The organism is Pseudomonas sp. PS01297, from assembly GCF_029959305.1.
Lineage (GTDB): Bacteria > Pseudomonadota > Gammaproteobacteria > Pseudomonadales > Pseudomonadaceae > Aquipseudomonas > Aquipseudomonas helleri.
The window spans coordinates 1-14,558 of record NZ_JASCPQ010000118.1 but is presented as its reverse complement, the minus strand read 5'-3'; the positions used below and the strand labels follow the sequence as shown (position 1 = coordinate 14,558).

Below are 14,558 nucleotides of genomic sequence, written 5' to 3'. Positions count from 1 at the left end.
GCCGCAGGCTGCGATAAGGGCCGCAGGACCTTCGCTTTTATTCAAAAGCGGGGTCGCTGCGCAACCCATCGCAGCCTGCGGCAGCGGCTACAGGGTTGCTTACCGTTTAACCGGCGTGCGCATGGTGACGAATTCTTCAGCCGCCGTCGGGTGGACGCCGATGGTTTCGTCAAAATGCTGTTTGGTTGCACCGGCTTTCAAGGCAATCGCCAATCCCTGCACGATCTCCCCCGCCTCCGGGCCTACCATGTGGCAGCCCAGCACTTTATCGGTGTCGGCATCGACCACCAGTTTCATCAACGTACGTTCCTGACACTCGGTCAGGGTCAGTTTCATTGGGCGGAAGCTGCTCTCGAATATCTGCACCGTGTGCCCGTCTTCGATGGCCTGTTCTTCGCTCAGCCCCACCGTACCGATGTTCGGCAAGCTGAACACCGCTGTCGGGATCATGCGGTAATCCACGGGGCGATACTGCTCAGGCTTGAACAGACGACGCGCAACCGCCATGCCTTCGGCAAGGGCCACTGGCGTGAGTTGCACACGGCCAATTACGTCACCAATCGCCAGAATCGACGGCTCGGTGCTTTGGTACAGATCATCGACTTGCACAAAGCCGCGCTTGTCGAGTTTGACCCCGGTATTTTCCAGCCCGAGGTTGTCGAGCATCGGGCGCCGCCCCGTCGCATAGAACACGCAATCGGCTTCCAGCTCACGGCCGTCTTTGAGGGTGGCCTTGAGGCTGCCATCTGCCTGTTTGTCGATGCGTGCAATGTCTGCGTTGAACTGCACGTCCATGCCGCGCTTGGTCAGCTCTTCATGCAGGTGTTTGCGCACAGCGCCGTCAAAGCCACGCAGGAACATGTCGCCGCGGTACAACAACGAGGTCTGGGCGCCCAGGCCGTGGAAGATCCCGGCGAACTCCACGGCGATGTAGCCGCCGCCCACCACCAGCACGCGCTTGGGCAGTTCTTTAAGGAAGAACGCTTCGTTGGAGCTGATTGCCAGCTCATGCCCCGGAATCTCCGGGATCTGCGGCCAGCCGCCCGTTGCGATCAGGATATGTTTGGCCGTATGACGCTGGCCATTGACTTCAACCTCGTTGGGCCCGGTCAGTTTGGCGTGGCCTTCCATCAGGGTGACGCCACTGTTGACCAGCAGGTTGCGGTAAATACCGTTGAGGCGGTGGATTTCGCGATCTTTGTTGGCGATCAGAGTCGCCCAGTCAAAATTCGCTTCACCCAGGCTCCAGCCAAAGCCGGAGGCTTGCTCGAAGTCTTCGGCGAAGTGCGCACCGTACACCAGCAGCTTTTTCGGCACGCAGCCCACGTTCACGCAGGTACCGCCCAGATAACGGCTTTCTGCTACCGCCACTTTGGCCCCAAAACCCGCAGCAAAGCGCGCAGCACGCACACCACCGGAACCCGCACCAATTACAAACAAATCAAATTCGTAGGCCATTTCTCTCTCCTAGGCAGGCCATCAGCATAATCGCTCCAGCGCGATTGACCAGCGCCGACGGTTAACGCGAGGCAAATAAACGACAAAGCCACCCGAAGGTGGCTTTGTCTTGCAACGTTCTACATGAAGGCTCTGTTAGTAAGCCTTGCCGGTTTTGTAGAAGTTTTCGAAGCAGAAGTTGGTTGCTTCGATGTAGCCTTCAGCACCACCGCAGTCGAAACGCTTGCCTTTGAATTTGTAGGCAATCACGCAACCGTTTTGCGCCTGTTTCATCAGGGCGTCGGTGATCTGGATCTCGCCACCTTTACCCGGCTCGGTCTGCTTGATCAGGTCGAAAATATCCGGAGTCAGGATGTAGCGGCCGATGATGGCCAGGTTCGATGGCGCATCTTCCGGTGCCGGTTTTTCAACCATGTTGCGCACGCGGTACAGGTCATCACCAATCAGGTCGCCAGCGATTACGCCGTACTTGTTGGTTTCTTGCGGGTCAACTTCCTGGATCGCAATGATGGTGCAACGGTACTGGTTGTACAGTTTGACCATCTGCGTCAGTACGCCGTCGCCTTCAAGGTTTACGCACAGGTCATCTGCCAGTACCACGGCAAACGGCTCGTCGCCGATCAGCGGGCGGCCAGTCAGAATGGCGTGGCCCAGGCCTTTCATTTCGGTTTGACGGGTGTACGAGAACGAACACTGGTCCAGCAGGCGACGGATGCCTACCAGGTATTTTTCTTTGTCAGTGCCCTTGATCTGGTTTTCCAGCTCATAGCTGATGTCGAAGTGGTCTTCCAGTGCGCGTTTGCCACGTCCTGTGACGATAGAAATTTCATTCAAGCCAGCGTCCAGTGCTTCTTCAACCCCGTACTGGATCAGTGGCTTGTTCACCACCGGCAGCATTTCTTTTGGCATGGCCTTGGTCGCTGGCAAAAAGCGAGTGCCGTAACCGGCTGCTGGGAACAAGCATTTCTTGATCATATGAGTCCTTAAAAGGGCTGTACGTTCGAATTTTGGCGCAGTCTAATCAGGCGGCATCGACGTTACAATGCCCCGAATAGCAAACTGATGCCAACCTAGATGAATTTTTAGCCAACAAGTTCATTAATTACTTATTTTTCAACTACTCATCGACTGAGTGAAGCGGTTAACACGTTGGCATCTGCTACAGGCAGATTGCGGCCAAACGCCATATCACGAGGCCAACGTCCTCGATTGGCGGTATTATTGCCGCCGTTTTCGATTCTTAAAGGTCTCAGCTTCGATGTCAGCCACAAAAAGCGTCAACGGTTACCTGATAAAAAATGTCAGTTCAAAAGAATGGTGGATGATCGCTCCATCAGGTGAACCCGTCGCGGGCCCATTCCCCTCGGAAAAAGCCGCGATCGAGGTTGCCGAAGTCTTCGAAGACCTCGCCGGGCCAGCGCCACGAGGCCGCAGCAAGGATTGAGCATAGACGCTTCTGCCGCCTGAGGGCGGCAGCCTTGTTTACTGGGTACCGACACCTATCAACACGCCATTAATGGTCTGCCCGTAAGCATTCACACCATCATTAGCGTGGTACTTAAGGCGGGTTTTCTCGACCGAGCCTTCAACCAGACGCGGATCCTGCGGCCGCTCATGGGTATTGATGTAGGCAGCCACATCCCACGCTTGTTCATCGCTCAAACTGTTGGCCTTGCCCAGTGGCATGTTGTGTTTGATAAATGAGGCGGCGGTGTTGATCCGGTGCATGCCGGCCCCCCAGTTGTAAGACTCCTTGCCCCACAGCGGCGGCATCACGTAATCAGCGTCAACCTTTTGTCCCTGGCCATTATCGCCATGACAAATCGCACACTGGTCCTTGTAGACCGCAGCGCCACGTGCCAGATCGTAGCCCCCGACGGGCTGGGCGACATCCGGGTAACCACGCCCCGGCAACTCGACACCCACCGGGGCTTTGGTCGATAACCAATAGGCATACACCGACAATGCGGTGATCTCACGACTGTCGGCCGCTGGGGGCGTGCCGCCATTCATGCTGAACTGAAAACAGCCCTGCAAGCGCTCGGCAAAGGTGTTGACCTTGTCGTTCTTCTTTCGATAGGCCGGGTACATCGGGTAAGCGCCCCATAGCGGCGCAGAGTTGGCCATGCGGCCCTGATCCAGGTGACAGTTGGTACAGTTCAAGCCATTACCCACGAACTGCGGAGCTTGACGCTTGGTATCGACAAACAGCGCATAACCGTCTTTAACCATTTTTCCGTAAGCGTTATCCGGCAGTTCGCTTTCCAGCGGCGGCTGGAAGTACTCCGGGCCGTGGCCACTCACCGGTGGGGTTTTGATCTGGCTCTGATCGTCCATGGCGATCGTCGTGGCCAGGGCGACAGGGCTTAACAGCATCGACAGCGCGCAAGCAGGCATCATGCGTTTCATGGCGTGACCTCCTTGTGGCCTACGGTTGAGAAATACTCGGCCACTGCTTTGACTTCTTCCTCACTCATTGCCTTGGCGATATGGCCCATCAAGTCGTTGGGGTCATTATGGCGCGAGCCATCGCGCCAGGCATTCAACTGCGCCACCAGGTACATCGCAGGCTGATTGGCCAGTGGCGGGAAAGCACTGCCCACCCCTGCCCCGCCCGGCCCATGACAACTCACGCACTCAGGGATTTGCCTCTCCCAGGCGCCACGTAATGCCAGTGTTTCCCCCACACCTTCAGGCATGCTGCTGCGGTTGATCGGCGGGACCGGCGGCGCCGGCATCGCAGCAATAGCCTGGGTGACCGAAGCAATTTCTTCGTCAGTCAAGGCCTTGGCCAGCGGCTGCATCACGGGACTGACCCGTTTGCCAGTTTGGAAGTCGTGCAGCTGTTTGCTCAGGTAGTCAGCAGAAATACCGGCTAATCGCGGAAAACCTGCAGGTGCCAGCCCCATTCCATCTGCGCCGTGGCAAGCCACACACGCCAGGGCGCCGGGCTGTGCCCCGCCCTGCAGATAAATGTTGGCAGAGGTTTGCGCCTGTACGCTGTTGAGCGTGAGCAGCACCATGGCGCCCAACAGCGTTCGGTTAAGTGGAATCATGACCAACTCCATTATTGTTATAAGTTTAGGCCTAAAAAATATAAGCCTTATGGAGCGTAGGGGAATTCCTACGTAGTCACAACCAACGGATAAAGGAACCCGGCAAACAGGCATAAAAAAACCTGACGCTGCCTTGAGCCGCTGTCAGGTTTTACGGGGAACGCGGGCCGATCAGGTGCCTGCGTTATTCTCCAGAAATACAATGCGTGGCTGATTGACGGATGTCCCCCGGGCGAACCGGCACATTGGACATGCTTTCATATAGCTTGATGCTGCTGCCGCCTGAACGCTCTTCGATATCAATGACCGCCGTTGGATTGGAGGTCAGCTTTTGCGGCACGATAACCCTCAGCCCATCTTTGTGCGGCTCGATCTGTGGGTCGTTTCGAGTTTTGGACAACTGTTGCACCAGGCATTGGGCATAGGCATCCGGTTTTTTGCCTGAAATAACATTCAGAGTAGGAATCGTGTGCTCGATATCCGTCACTGAAGCACAGCCACCCAACGCCAGCATCGCCACCAAAACGCCCCACTTCATACAATTCCTCCGTTAAAGACCCTAAGACAGTAAATCTTTAACTTTGCTCCCTGATGTCAGGGAATAAGTTTTCAACAGTGGCCAATTATCTGCCTTTTACGTCAGACTCGCCTGAACCACGGCATAATAAGCGCCTTTAGACCCAAGCTTGGACTAAAGCACGTGCTATCGTGCTGATTTTTTTGGCAAAAGCCCCCTTTTTGGAGCCCACATGAAGTTCATTCACCAGCGCGAGCACCTTAACGAAGACGACATTGTCGTTATCGAGTGCTCCCAGCCCTGCAACATCCGCCTGATGAGCGATGCACACTTTCGCAGCTTCAAGAATGGCGGGCGCCACTCTTATCACGGCGGCGCTTTCAAAGATTTCCCGGCTCGCATCACCGCGCCAAGCACCGGTTTCTGGAACATTACCATCGATACGGTGACTACCCGTGCAATCAGCGTGACCCGCAAGCCTTCGTTCAAGCCTACGATCAAGATCGTGCGTCGCTCGACCTCCAAGCTGCGCTAAGCCTGACACCTCTTTAATAGACAGGAAATATTGTGGACACCGTCAAATACGTCATCAAGTACAAGCTCAACGGCCAAAACCGCTATGAATTTGCCCAGCTCAAAACCGGCAGCGAAGAGGAAGAAGAAGCACGTGAAGCGCTGGACAAGCTCCACGGTGATTCCGAGGTAATTACCGACATCAAGGTCAGCAAGGCGCTCTAAGCCCGATGACGCTCGACCTGTTTGGCGAAGAAGACCTGCAGCAGCCCGCCCGGATCGAACGCATCGGTGCGCAGGCGTTTGTGCTTCGCGGGTTCGCCCTGCCGTGGGTCGAGGCACTGTTAAGCGCTCTTGAGGCCGTGTTGCAGCAATCGCCCTTCAGGCACATGCAAACCCCCGGCGGTTTTACCATGTCGGCCCGTTTAAGCAGTTGCGGTGATTTAGGCTGGACCTCGGACGGCGATGGCTACCGCTACAGCCCTATTGACCCCGTCAGCGCGACAGCCTGGCCGCAGATGCCAGAGGCCTTTTTCGACATCGCCGCTGGCGCTGCGAGCGCGGCTGGTTTTGCAGGTTTTGTACCTGATGCAGGGCTGATTAATACCTATAGTCCCGGCGCAAAAATGTCCCTGCATCAGGACAAGAACGAACGTTCTTACGATACCCCTATCGTCTCGATTTCTCTGGGCCTGCCTGCGGTCTTCCAATTTGGCGGTTTTCAGCGCAGTGACCCAGCGCAACGGATCTCTCTGTTTCATGGCGATGTGGTGGTGTGGGGCGGCGTTGATCGCTTGCGTTTCCATGGTGTACTGCCGATAAAACCGGGCAACCATCCAAGGGTGGGCGAGCAGCGCATCAACATCACCCTGCGCAAGGCAGGCTGAGGCATAGCACAGGGCTATATATTTTTTTATATACCGTCTATCTTCCTCTAGCCCGCCCAAAACCAACCCAACAATCCGGGCAGCTCACGCTTCTAAAGGAATGGAGTTACGCCATGAATCTTCGCGCTCGACACTATGCCCCCTCCGCGCTTGCCGCACTGATTGGATGTTTCGCGTTTACTTCAGCGCAGGCCGATGACGTTCAGGTAGCCGTCGCGGCCAACTTCACCGCGCCGATTCAGGCCATCGCCAAAGACTTTGAAAAAGACACCGGGCACAAAGTGATCGCTGCTTATGGCGCCACAGGCCAGTTCTACACCCAGATCAAAAATGGCGCCCCGTTTGAAGTCTTCCTGGCAGCCGACGACAGCACGCCAGAAAAACTCGAAAAAGAAGGCGATATAGTCCCGGGCTCACGCTTCACCTACGCCATCGGCACGCTGGCGCTGTGGTCAGCCAAAGACGGCTACATCAACGGCACTGACGAAGTGCTGAAGCAAAACCAGTTCAAACACCTGTCTATCGCCAACCCTAAAGCCGCCCCTTACGGCCTTGCGGCTACGCAAGTGCTGGAAAAACTGGGGCTGACTGACGCGGTAAAAGGCAAGATTGTTGAAGGTCAGAACATCACCCAGGCCTATCAATTCGTCTCGACGGGCAATGCCGAGCTGGGTTTTGTCGCCCTGTCGCAGATCTATAAAGATGGCAAAGTCAGTGAAGGTTCCGCCTGGCTGGTGCCAGAAGCCTTGCACGATCCGATCAAACAGGACGCGGTGATCCTGAAAAAGGGTGAGAACAATCCCGCGGCCAAAGCCCTGGCTGAATACCTGAAAGGCCCTAAAGCGGCAGCCATTATCAAATCCTACGGTTATCAGCTGTAAATGCCGCTCTCGAGTGCTGACTTTGCGGCCATCTGGCTGACCCTGAAGCTGGCGTCACTGACCACGATCATTCTGCTGCTGGTCGGCACTCCGATCGCCCTGTGGCTCGCGCATACCCGATCACGGCTGCGCGGCCCGATTGGCGCTATCGTGGCCTTGCCGCTGGTGCTGCCGCCCACCGTCATCGGTTTTTATCTGTTACTGGCGATGGGCCCGCACGGCTATGTCGGGCAGCTCACCCAGGCCATGGGGCTGGGAACGCTGACCTTCAGTTTTGCCGGGCTGGTGATCGGCTCAGTGATTTATTCAATGCCCTTTGTCGTTCAGCCTTTGCAGAACGCGTTCACCGCCATCGGTCCCAGACCTCTGGAAGTTGCCGCCACGTTGCGGGCCAATCCTTGGGATTGTTTTTTCACCGTGGTGCTACCGCTCGCGCGCCCCGGTTTTATCACTGCAGCGATTCTGGGCTTTGCCCACACGGTCGGTGAGTTTGGCGTGGTGCTAATGATTGGCGGCAATATCCCGGAAAAAACCCGCGTGGTTTCCGTGCAAATCTACGACCACGTTGAAGCACTGGAATATGCCCAGGCGCACTGGCTGGCTGGCGCCATGGTGGTGTTTTCATTTCTGGTGCTGTTGGCGCTGTACTCAAGCCGCAAATCTCAAAGCACCTGGAGTTGAACATGAGTTCGCACATCACTGTTCGGCTGCAGCTCAGCTATTCCGGTTTTTCGCTGGACCTGGACGTGCAATTGCCCGGTAAAGGGGTGACGGCTTTGTTTGGTCACTCGGGGTCTGGCAAAACCACCTGCCTGCGCTGTATCGCGGGTCTGGAGCGGGCTGAACACGCCTTCGTGCAGATCAATGACGAAGTCTGGCAAGACAGCCACAACAAGCTGTTTGTCCCGGTTCATAAGCGTTCATTGGGGTATATCTTTCAAGAGGCCAGCCTGTTCCCGCACCTCTCGGTGCGCGCCAACCTAGAATTCGGCCTGCGCCGTATCCCGCGCCAGGCACAGCGAGTAGAACTGGCCCATGCGGCCGACCTGCTAGGCATCACTCATCTGCTGGATCGTGCGCCCAATCACTTGTCGGGTGGCGAGCGTCAACGGGTCGGTATTGCCCGCGCCCTGTTGACCAGTCCCAAACTGTTGCTGATGGACGAGCCACTCGCCGCACTCGACAGCCAGCGCAAGGCCGAGATCCTGCCCTACCTTGAGCGCCTACATGCCGAACTGGATATACCGGTGCTGTATGTGAGCCACTCGCAGGACGAAGTCGCGCGTCTGGCTGACCACATTGTGCTTCTGAGCGAAGGCAAAGCTCTGGCCAGCGGGCCTATCGGTGAGATTCTGGCCAGGCTTGATCTACCGCTGTCTCAAGGTGATGACGCAGGCGTGGTGGTCGAAGGAACGGTGTGTGCTTACGATGCGCAGTATCAATTGCTGACCCTGCAACTGCCAAACAGTACTCAATGCTTGCGCGTTACCCATGCGCCACTGGGGGTAGGTCAGGCCTTACGGGTAAAGGTGCAAGCCCGCGACATCAGCCTGAGCCTCAATCGCAGTGAACACAGCAGTATCCTCAATAGCCTGCAAGCCACTGTCATCAGCGAAACAGCGGCAGACAATCAAGCCCATGTGCTGGTGCGTGCGGACATCGACGGCAGCGCCCTGCTGGCCCGTATTACCCGCTATTCACGTGACAAGCTTGACCTGCAGCCAGGGCAAAACATCTGGCTGCAGATCAAATCTGTTGCGGTTTTAGCTTGACTGCTTAAGCTCTTCACGGCGGCGGACATTGAAGTAACGCACCGTAGTAATACCCGAGCCCAACAAACCACCGAGGAATAAGCCCAGCAAAATAGTCAGGGCTTTTTTCGGTTTGAGTGCGCTGACAGGCGTCTGAGCCTTACGGTCGATACTGACCAGACCCAAGGTGCTCATGTCGGTATTCAAGTTGCCGAGGCGGACGATCTCTGCACGCAAAGGCTCGATATTTTTAAGGTAAACATCTTCATTGGCGCGCTTGCCGAGTAGTTCAACCTCGCGATTGACCTCCAGCAATTTCAGCTGTTTATCGATCTCCAGAACCCTTCGATCTGTAAAGTCATCGGAAGTCCGCTTGAGCAACACCGCGCGCTCAGCTTGCAGGGCTTGAGTACCCAAAAAGTACAGCGGCGTATCCTGGGAGGTGATGTCCGTGCGGATCACCCGTGACCCGCCGGTAGCACTCTCGCCCATGGCATAAGGTGTGGTCGGCCGGGAAATGCCCAACGTAGTGGCAATGCTAATGGCTTCATTTAGCTGATCAATACGCGCTTCACGCATAGCCTTGAGTTGCAGGCGCAGGGCCTGCAATTCGTCCTTCAGAGTAGCGCGCTTTAACTCATCGTCTTCTTCAAGCGTTGCAATCTTGGCTTCTTTGTCTGACTGGTAGCCCAATCGCGCGGCACTGATCTTTTCTCTCAGCTCTTTCTGACGGTTATTAATAATAGTCTTGAGATCAGAAGTGATTTGCGCACGCTGAATATCGATTGCGTAGGCAACAAACCCATTGATGATATCGACGCCCAGGACCGACTTGGGATAGGTCAGCTCAAGCTTGATGGACGGGCTCAAGGCATCAGCGTTTTTAACGCCGACTTGAGTCAGGTTGATCGAGTCCCGGTTAAACACCTCAAAACTTTGTTCAAGCGTCATGCCGTCTTTTTCAAGCGGCTTGAACAAATCCTTGTGGCTGCGGAAGAAGCTCAGGCGCGTTTCATAGGAATCCAGTGCCGCACCGACTTTCAACAGCGCTTCATTCGGTGGGAGCTTGTAGACCTCTGAACGGTTCAAGGCATCCAGTTCATTAATCTCGGCTGGGCGCAACACAGTGCTTGCCTGATAAATCGGCTGCACCACCAAGACGTAACCCAGTGCAATGGCGCCAGCGATTGCTGAAGTAGTCGCAATAAACTTCTTTTGCTGCCAAAAAAAAGAGAACAGGTCGACCAGGTCAATTTCGGAGCTGGAGGCTTTAGGCCGCGGATGTTCGGTGTTTTTCAAAAATAGGCGCCTTGTGAGTAGTACATCTAGGTCCGCTGGCCTCTTCGAACGAGGCATGAAAGAGCTGACCAAAACAGGGTAAACGTCTGACAGATACTTGTACGAAAAGATCCCAATCCATAAGAATCAAGCACATACGATGACAAAATCAAGTAACTCGAAACCACGGACTGCGTACTTTTAGTAGCGATGGCTCATAGCTTTTTGTTTTATAAGCAATTTTTTACGTCAAAAAAAAGAATATTCCTACAGTACACAACGATTTGTCATCTAAAACCTGTGAACACACCAACACGGTATCTTTCAGCGCTCTGTGTAATGATTGCCATCACCAAAAAGCACGCCTACGTGTGGGGTTACAAGAAGCATGGATATTTTTCAGGCGATGCGAGTGTTCGTTCGCGTAGTCGAGACAGGCAGTTTTACCGCAGCGGCTCAGGCGCTGGGCTATTCAACCGCGCAAACCTCTCGTTTGCTGTCTGAACTGGAATCTTCACTACAAGCACGTTTGTTGCAGCGCAGCACCCGTCGCCTGGCCCTGACCGAAGTCGGCATGCGCTATCTGGAACGTTGTCGGCTGATTCTCGGAGAAATTGAAGACGCCAATGCTGAAGCCGGAGGGGCGCACCTGATACCTCGTGGCCATTTGCGCGTGCAATCCACCACGGGCATCGGGATTCAGTTGCTGGCCCCCTTGGTCGCCAGGTACGCCGAGCTGTACCCGCAGGTGAATGTCGACTTGACCCTGTCGCAACGCCAGCCCGATCTGTTTGAGGAAGGCCACGACGTGGTCATTACCTTGTCAGCTCAGTTGCCCGATTCCGAGTTGGTGGGCCAGGAGTTGGGGCGCATTTACAGCGTGCTCAGTGCAGCCCCTTCCTACCTGGAAAAACAGGGTATCCCGCAAACCCCGGAACAACTGAGCGAGCATCGCTGCCTGCACCTTGTCGACCCTTTGTTCACCGACAGCTGGACGTTCCGTGATGAACAGGGTGAGCGTTCGATTCGTCCGGGTGAAGTGTTTCGGGTCAACGTGGCCGAGGCCATGGCCAAAGCTGCCGAAGCGGGGCTGGGTGTCTGTCTGATGCCGGACTACGTGAGCGTGGCGTCCTACCTCAGCGGCTCATTGGTCCGCCTGCTGCCGCATTACCGCCTGCATGAAAAAAGCATCTATGCGCTCTACCCTTCGCGCCGCTTTCTGGATGCGAAAGTTAAAACGTGGGTCGAGTTCTTGAAAAAAGAAATCCCGAAGATGCTGCAAGAACACCAGGCCATCGTCGATGACCCGGCGCATTGGGCTTGAGCCCCCTTCACATTAACGCCGGAAACACCGCTGCGCAGGCTCGTCAGGGATTTACGGTTATCCACGTTGCTGACTGGCCGCCAGCAAGTTTTTTTCAAAGTAGACGCGGTCAAAACCAGCTTCTGAGCGACGTCCGACTTCTACGTACCCTAGCCGCGGGTAGATTGCCAAATTGGCGGTCATTTTGGCATTGGTATACAGGCTCACGCTGCCAAGCCCTTGGCTTAACGCCGTCGCTTCGCAAAATTGCACCAGCGCCTTGCCGATCCCCTTACCCTGCCCCGCTGTTGAAACCGCAACGTTTTCAAGAAACATGTGCTGATCAACGGAAAAGAACACTATGAATCCTTGAAAATCGCCTTGTCCATTCACGCAAACATGCACCTGCCTCTCTGCAATCTGCGCGGCAAAATCAGCCAACATCGGCGCAGGTTTGCGTCCTATGTTAGCCACATATTGCGAATAGGCCTGTTCGGCACAGGCGCGAATTGCAGCTTCGTCGCTGGCAAGCGCTGGTCGGATGAGTTGGGGTGGGGTCATGGCAAATCCTTCAAATTGATTAAACCAAATCAGTTAAAAGCACCCACGTTACCTGTGCCGAGTGTCTTTCATACAATGCGATAAGCACAACGCCTTGCCCCCAGCTGGATGTGCTCCACGCGCTCAACTTTCGCCTGTAGCACCTGCTCGAACACCTGCAATTCTGCCCGGCAAAACCCTTGGCATGCGGTGGCGGCCGCGCAGATCGGGCAGTGGTTTTCAACCAATATCAGGGCGCCATCCGGTTGCTCGCTACATTGGGCCATGTAGCCTTCGCGGCTGCGTAACTGTGCCAGGCGCTCTACCCGCGCTTTAAGGCCCACCACACCTTGCATTTCGCGCTCATACAGCGCCTGCGTCTGACGCTCACGGACATCGATCAAACGCTCAATCGCGTCTTCACCAAAGGTTTCGCGCACGGTCTGCAACAGCTGCACCGTCAGTTCTGAATGCGTATCCGGAAAACGCGCATGCCCCGCTGCGGTCAAGTGCCAGACCTGCGTCGGGCGCCCGACACCGCGCACCTCTGCCTTGGCCTCTGCCAAACCGCTGGCCGCCAGCTTGACCAATTGTTGTCGTGCCGCCTCCCCGGTGGTGCCCAAATACTCGCCCGCATCACTGGCCAGTTGTGGCCCGCGTGTTTTGAGCAGATGTAAAAGGCGATCCGCCGGAGATGACGACGCCGAATATTCCAAGTCATTTCTTGACAAAATAAAGAGCCCCACAGCAATATTCAAAGCAATTGCTTGGCAAATTAACCCAACCCTACGTTTCATGCAATTCGCCGAGCGTTCACAGGCAGTCGCCGTACAAGGAAACATCCATGCAAGCCCAAGACAGCAGTTGGGGAGAATTACTCCTCGGCAAGAACGCCACCCGCTCCATCGCCCTCTCGGGTGGCATTGCGCTCTATGCCACCAACACTTATATCGCCACGACGATTTTGCCCTCGGTGGTCGCCGAAATCGGCGGGTTGGAACTCTATGCCTGGAGCACCACGCTGTACGTGGTGGCGTCTATCCTGGGCTCTGCACTGACGTCCAAATTGCTCCAGCACACCGGCCCACGCCTGGCCTATACCATCGCCACCTTGGTGTTTATGGTCGGCGTGCTGATCTGCGCATTGGCGCCGAGCATGCCGGTGATGCTCGCGGGGCGCTTGATTCAAGGACTGGGCGGTGGCGTGCTGCTGGCCTTGTGTTACTCGATGATTCAACTGGTGTTTGAAGAGCGTCTGTGGCCGCGGGCCATGGCACTGGTGTCGGGTATGTGGGGTGTCGCGACCTTGGTCGGGCCTGCGGTGGGGGGTGTATTTGCCGAAATGGATGCCTGGCGCATGGCCTTTGGCGTGATGGTTCCGGTGAGTCTTGCCTATATCGCCTTGACTCACCGCGCCTTGCCGCCCCGCGACAGTGAAGCCGTTGCGTCTACGCGCCTGCCGGTTGTGCAACTGGTGCTGCTGGCCGCTGCCGTGCTGGCGGTGTGTGCAGGCAGTGTCTCGTCGCTGCCAAGCTGGAACGTGCTGGGTATCGCCGTCTGCGCGGTACTGGTATTCATGCTGATCCGTTACGAATCCAGCGCCTCGGTACGCCTGCTGCCCAAAGACGCGTTCAGGTTCAGTACCCCGCTTTGCGCGCTTTACGCGACCACTTGCCTGCTGGTGATCGGGATGAGCAGCGAGATTTTCATGCCGTATTTTCTGCAGCACTTGCATGGTCAGTCGCCGTTGGCTGCCGGCTACATGACAGCGTTGATGGCGGCGGGCTGGACCGTCTCGGAAATCCTCAGCTCCGGCTGGACAGGTAGAGGCCCACAGCGCGCCATCCTTGCGGGGCCACTGTTTATCGTGATTGGCTTGGTAATGCTGGCAATCACCACGCCCATGGGGAGCCTCGGTGAATGGATGCAACTGGCGCCAATCTGCTTCGGGCTGTTCCTGGTGGGTTTTGGTATCGGCCTGGGCTGGCCGCACCTGCTGACGCGTATCTTGCAGGTGGCGTCGGAACAAGATAAAGACACCGCTGCTGCCTCGATCACCACATTGCAATTGTTCGCCATGGCTATGGGCGCAGCATTGGCCGGAGTGATTTCCAACGTGGCTGGCATCAACGACGCGACGGGCAATACCGGCATCGCCAATGCGGCACTGTGGTTGTTCGGACTGTTTACCGTGGCCCCGGTGTTGGCGCTGGTTATGGCGCGGCGGGCTGTGCGCAGTTAACGGATGCTCAAAAAAACGTTCAGATCGGCAGGAGGACCCGCACGGGTAGCATTGTTGTGGGAGCGGGCTTGCTCGCGATGTGGCCGACAAGGTGTAACTGATACACCGAATTGCCTGCATCGCGAGCAAGCC

17 protein-coding genes are annotated in these 14,558 nt (G+C 56.1%); 9 read left to right on the top strand and 8 right to left on the bottom strand.

Annotated elements, in window-relative coordinates:
• Window positions 1-99: 99 nt before the first annotated feature.
• Together gorA and galU are read right to left on the bottom strand one after the other, a co-directional pair.
• Entirely contained in the window at window positions 100-1,458 is a 1,359-nt protein-coding gene (gene gorA, locus QMX84_RS23605) for a glutathione-disulfide reductase (RefSeq protein WP_282364907.1), read from the bottom strand.
• Window positions 1,459-1,593: 135 nt separating this feature from the next.
• Entirely contained in the window at window positions 1,594-2,433 is an 840-nt protein-coding gene (galU, locus tag QMX84_RS23600; RefSeq protein WP_048373375.1) for a UTP--glucose-1-phosphate uridylyltransferase GalU, read from the bottom strand.
• 283 nt (window positions 2,434-2,716) lie between these two features.
• Here galU and QMX84_RS23595 point away from each other — a divergent pair, with 283 nt between their 5' ends.
• On the top strand, window positions 2,717-2,902 hold the full coding sequence (locus QMX84_RS23595) for a hypothetical protein (RefSeq protein WP_123749316.1): 186 nt from the start codon (window positions 2,717-2,719) through the stop codon (window positions 2,900-2,902).
• Between the two features lie 38 nt (window positions 2,903-2,940).
• On the opposite strand, the gene QMX84_RS23590 is transcribed toward QMX84_RS23595, so the two are convergent.
• From QMX84_RS23590 to QMX84_RS23580, 3 genes are all read right to left on the bottom strand, one after another.
• Window positions 2,941-3,867, bottom strand: coding sequence for a c-type cytochrome (locus tag QMX84_RS23590; RefSeq protein ID WP_262124658.1), 927 nt, complete (start codon window positions 3,865-3,867; stop codon window positions 2,941-2,943).
• Window positions 3,864-4,514, bottom strand: a complete 651-nt coding sequence (locus QMX84_RS23585) for a cytochrome c4 (protein WP_262124656.1) — start codon at window positions 4,512-4,514, stop codon at window positions 3,864-3,866. Before QMX84_RS23585 ends, QMX84_RS23590 begins: the two co-directional genes overlap by 4 nt.
• A gap of 184 nt (window positions 4,515-4,698) precedes the next feature.
• A complete protein-coding gene (locus QMX84_RS23580; protein ID WP_123749319.1) occupies window positions 4,699-5,052 on the bottom strand; it encodes a hypothetical protein in 354 nt (117 codons plus the stop codon).
• 211 nt (window positions 5,053-5,263) lie between these two features.
• Here QMX84_RS23580 and QMX84_RS23575 point away from each other — a divergent pair, with 211 nt between their 5' ends.
• The 6 genes from QMX84_RS23575 to modC all read left to right on the top strand — a co-directional run bounded on the left by QMX84_RS23575 (window position 5,264) and on the right by modC (window position 9,084).
• On the top strand, window positions 5,264-5,566 hold the full coding sequence (locus QMX84_RS23575; RefSeq protein WP_048373382.1) for a DUF1883 domain-containing protein: 303 nt from the start codon (window positions 5,264-5,266) through the stop codon (window positions 5,564-5,566).
• A 32-nt stretch (window positions 5,567-5,598) separates the two neighbouring features.
• Window positions 5,599-5,769: a hypothetical protein gene (locus QMX84_RS23570; RefSeq protein WP_282364906.1), complete on the top strand. Its 171-nt coding sequence runs from the start codon at window positions 5,599-5,601 to the stop codon at window positions 5,767-5,769.
• 5 nt (window positions 5,770-5,774) lie between these two features.
• Complete coding sequence (alkB, locus tag QMX84_RS23565; RefSeq protein WP_282364905.1) at window positions 5,775-6,431, top strand: DNA oxidative demethylase AlkB; 657 nt, start codon at window positions 5,775-5,777, stop codon at window positions 6,429-6,431.
• Between the two features lie 113 nt (window positions 6,432-6,544).
• Complete coding sequence (modA, locus tag QMX84_RS23560; protein ID WP_282364904.1) at window positions 6,545-7,312, top strand: molybdate ABC transporter substrate-binding protein; 768 nt, start codon at window positions 6,545-6,547, stop codon at window positions 7,310-7,312.
• On the top strand, window positions 7,313-7,993 hold the full coding sequence (gene modB, locus QMX84_RS23555) for a molybdate ABC transporter permease subunit (protein ID WP_262124651.1): 681 nt from the start codon (window positions 7,313-7,315) through the stop codon (window positions 7,991-7,993). It abuts the gene before it with no gap.
• 2 nt (window positions 7,994-7,995) lie between these two features.
• Window positions 7,996-9,084, top strand: coding sequence for a molybdenum ABC transporter ATP-binding protein (gene modC / locus QMX84_RS23550; protein WP_282364903.1), 1,089 nt, complete (start codon window positions 7,996-7,998; stop codon window positions 9,082-9,084).
• On the opposite strand, the gene QMX84_RS23545 is transcribed toward modC, so the two are convergent.
• Window positions 9,076-10,362, bottom strand: a complete 1,287-nt coding sequence (locus QMX84_RS23545; RefSeq protein WP_282364902.1) for a Wzz/FepE/Etk N-terminal domain-containing protein — start codon at window positions 10,360-10,362, stop codon at window positions 9,076-9,078. The genes modC and QMX84_RS23545 overlap by 9 nt on opposite strands.
• Before the next feature lie 367 nt (window positions 10,363-10,729).
• Here QMX84_RS23545 and QMX84_RS23540 point away from each other — a divergent pair, with 367 nt between their 5' ends.
• Window positions 10,730-11,665, top strand: a complete 936-nt coding sequence (locus tag QMX84_RS23540) for a LysR family transcriptional regulator (RefSeq protein ID WP_123749324.1) — start codon at window positions 10,730-10,732, stop codon at window positions 11,663-11,665.
• Between the two features lie 57 nt (window positions 11,666-11,722).
• Here QMX84_RS23540 and QMX84_RS23535 read toward each other — a convergent pair whose 3' ends face one another.
• Both QMX84_RS23535 and QMX84_RS23530 read right to left on the bottom strand, forming a co-directional pair.
• On the bottom strand, window positions 11,723-12,205 hold the full coding sequence (locus QMX84_RS23535) for a GNAT family N-acetyltransferase (RefSeq protein WP_278938753.1): 483 nt from the start codon (window positions 12,203-12,205) through the stop codon (window positions 11,723-11,725).
• A gap of 68 nt (window positions 12,206-12,273) precedes the next feature.
• Window positions 12,274-12,900: a metalloregulator ArsR/SmtB family transcription factor gene (locus tag QMX84_RS23530; protein ID WP_218576892.1), complete on the bottom strand. Its 627-nt coding sequence runs from the start codon at window positions 12,898-12,900 to the stop codon at window positions 12,274-12,276.
• Between the two features lie 128 nt (window positions 12,901-13,028).
• On the opposite strand from QMX84_RS23530, the gene QMX84_RS23525 reads away from it, so the two are divergent.
• Complete coding sequence (locus tag QMX84_RS23525; protein WP_282364901.1) at window positions 13,029-14,426, top strand: MFS transporter; 1,398 nt, start codon at window positions 13,029-13,031, stop codon at window positions 14,424-14,426.
• The last annotated feature ends 132 nt before the right edge of the window (window positions 14,427-14,558 follow it).

Bases quoted from the DNA above. Each gene is read 5' to 3' on its own strand.
- gorA (WP_282364907.1), bottom strand. From the start codon at position 1,458: ATGGCCTACGAATTTGATTTGTTTGTAATTGGTGCGGGTTCCGGTGGT.
- galU (WP_048373375.1), bottom strand. From the start codon at position 2,433: ATGATCAAGAAATGCTTGTTCCCAGCAGCCGGTTACGGCACTCGCTTT.
- QMX84_RS23595 (WP_123749316.1), top strand. From the start codon at position 2,717: ATGTCAGCCACAAAAAGCGTCAACGGTTACCTGATAAAAAATGTCAGT.
- QMX84_RS23590 (WP_262124658.1), bottom strand. From the start codon at position 3,867: ATGAAACGCATGATGCCTGCTTGCGCGCTGTCGATGCTGTTAAGCCCT.
- QMX84_RS23585 (WP_262124656.1), bottom strand. From the start codon at position 4,514: ATGATTCCACTTAACCGAACGCTGTTGGGCGCCATGGTGCTGCTCACG.
- QMX84_RS23580 (WP_123749319.1), bottom strand. From the start codon at position 5,052: ATGAAGTGGGGCGTTTTGGTGGCGATGCTGGCGTTGGGTGGCTGTGCT.
- QMX84_RS23575 (WP_048373382.1), top strand. From the start codon at position 5,264: ATGAAGTTCATTCACCAGCGCGAGCACCTTAACGAAGACGACATTGTC.
- alkB (WP_282364905.1), top strand. From the start codon at position 5,775: ATGACGCTCGACCTGTTTGGCGAAGAAGACCTGCAGCAGCCCGCCCGG.
- modA (WP_282364904.1), top strand. From the start codon at position 6,545: ATGAATCTTCGCGCTCGACACTATGCCCCCTCCGCGCTTGCCGCACTG.
- modB (WP_262124651.1), top strand. From the start codon at position 7,313: ATGCCGCTCTCGAGTGCTGACTTTGCGGCCATCTGGCTGACCCTGAAG.
- modC (WP_282364903.1), top strand. From the start codon at position 7,996: ATGAGTTCGCACATCACTGTTCGGCTGCAGCTCAGCTATTCCGGTTTT.
- QMX84_RS23540 (WP_123749324.1), top strand. From the start codon at position 10,730: ATGGATATTTTTCAGGCGATGCGAGTGTTCGTTCGCGTAGTCGAGACA.
- QMX84_RS23535 (WP_278938753.1), bottom strand. From the start codon at position 12,205: ATGACCCCACCCCAACTCATCCGACCAGCGCTTGCCAGCGACGAAGCT.
- QMX84_RS23525 (WP_282364901.1), top strand. From the start codon at position 13,029: ATGCAAGCCCAAGACAGCAGTTGGGGAGAATTACTCCTCGGCAAGAAC.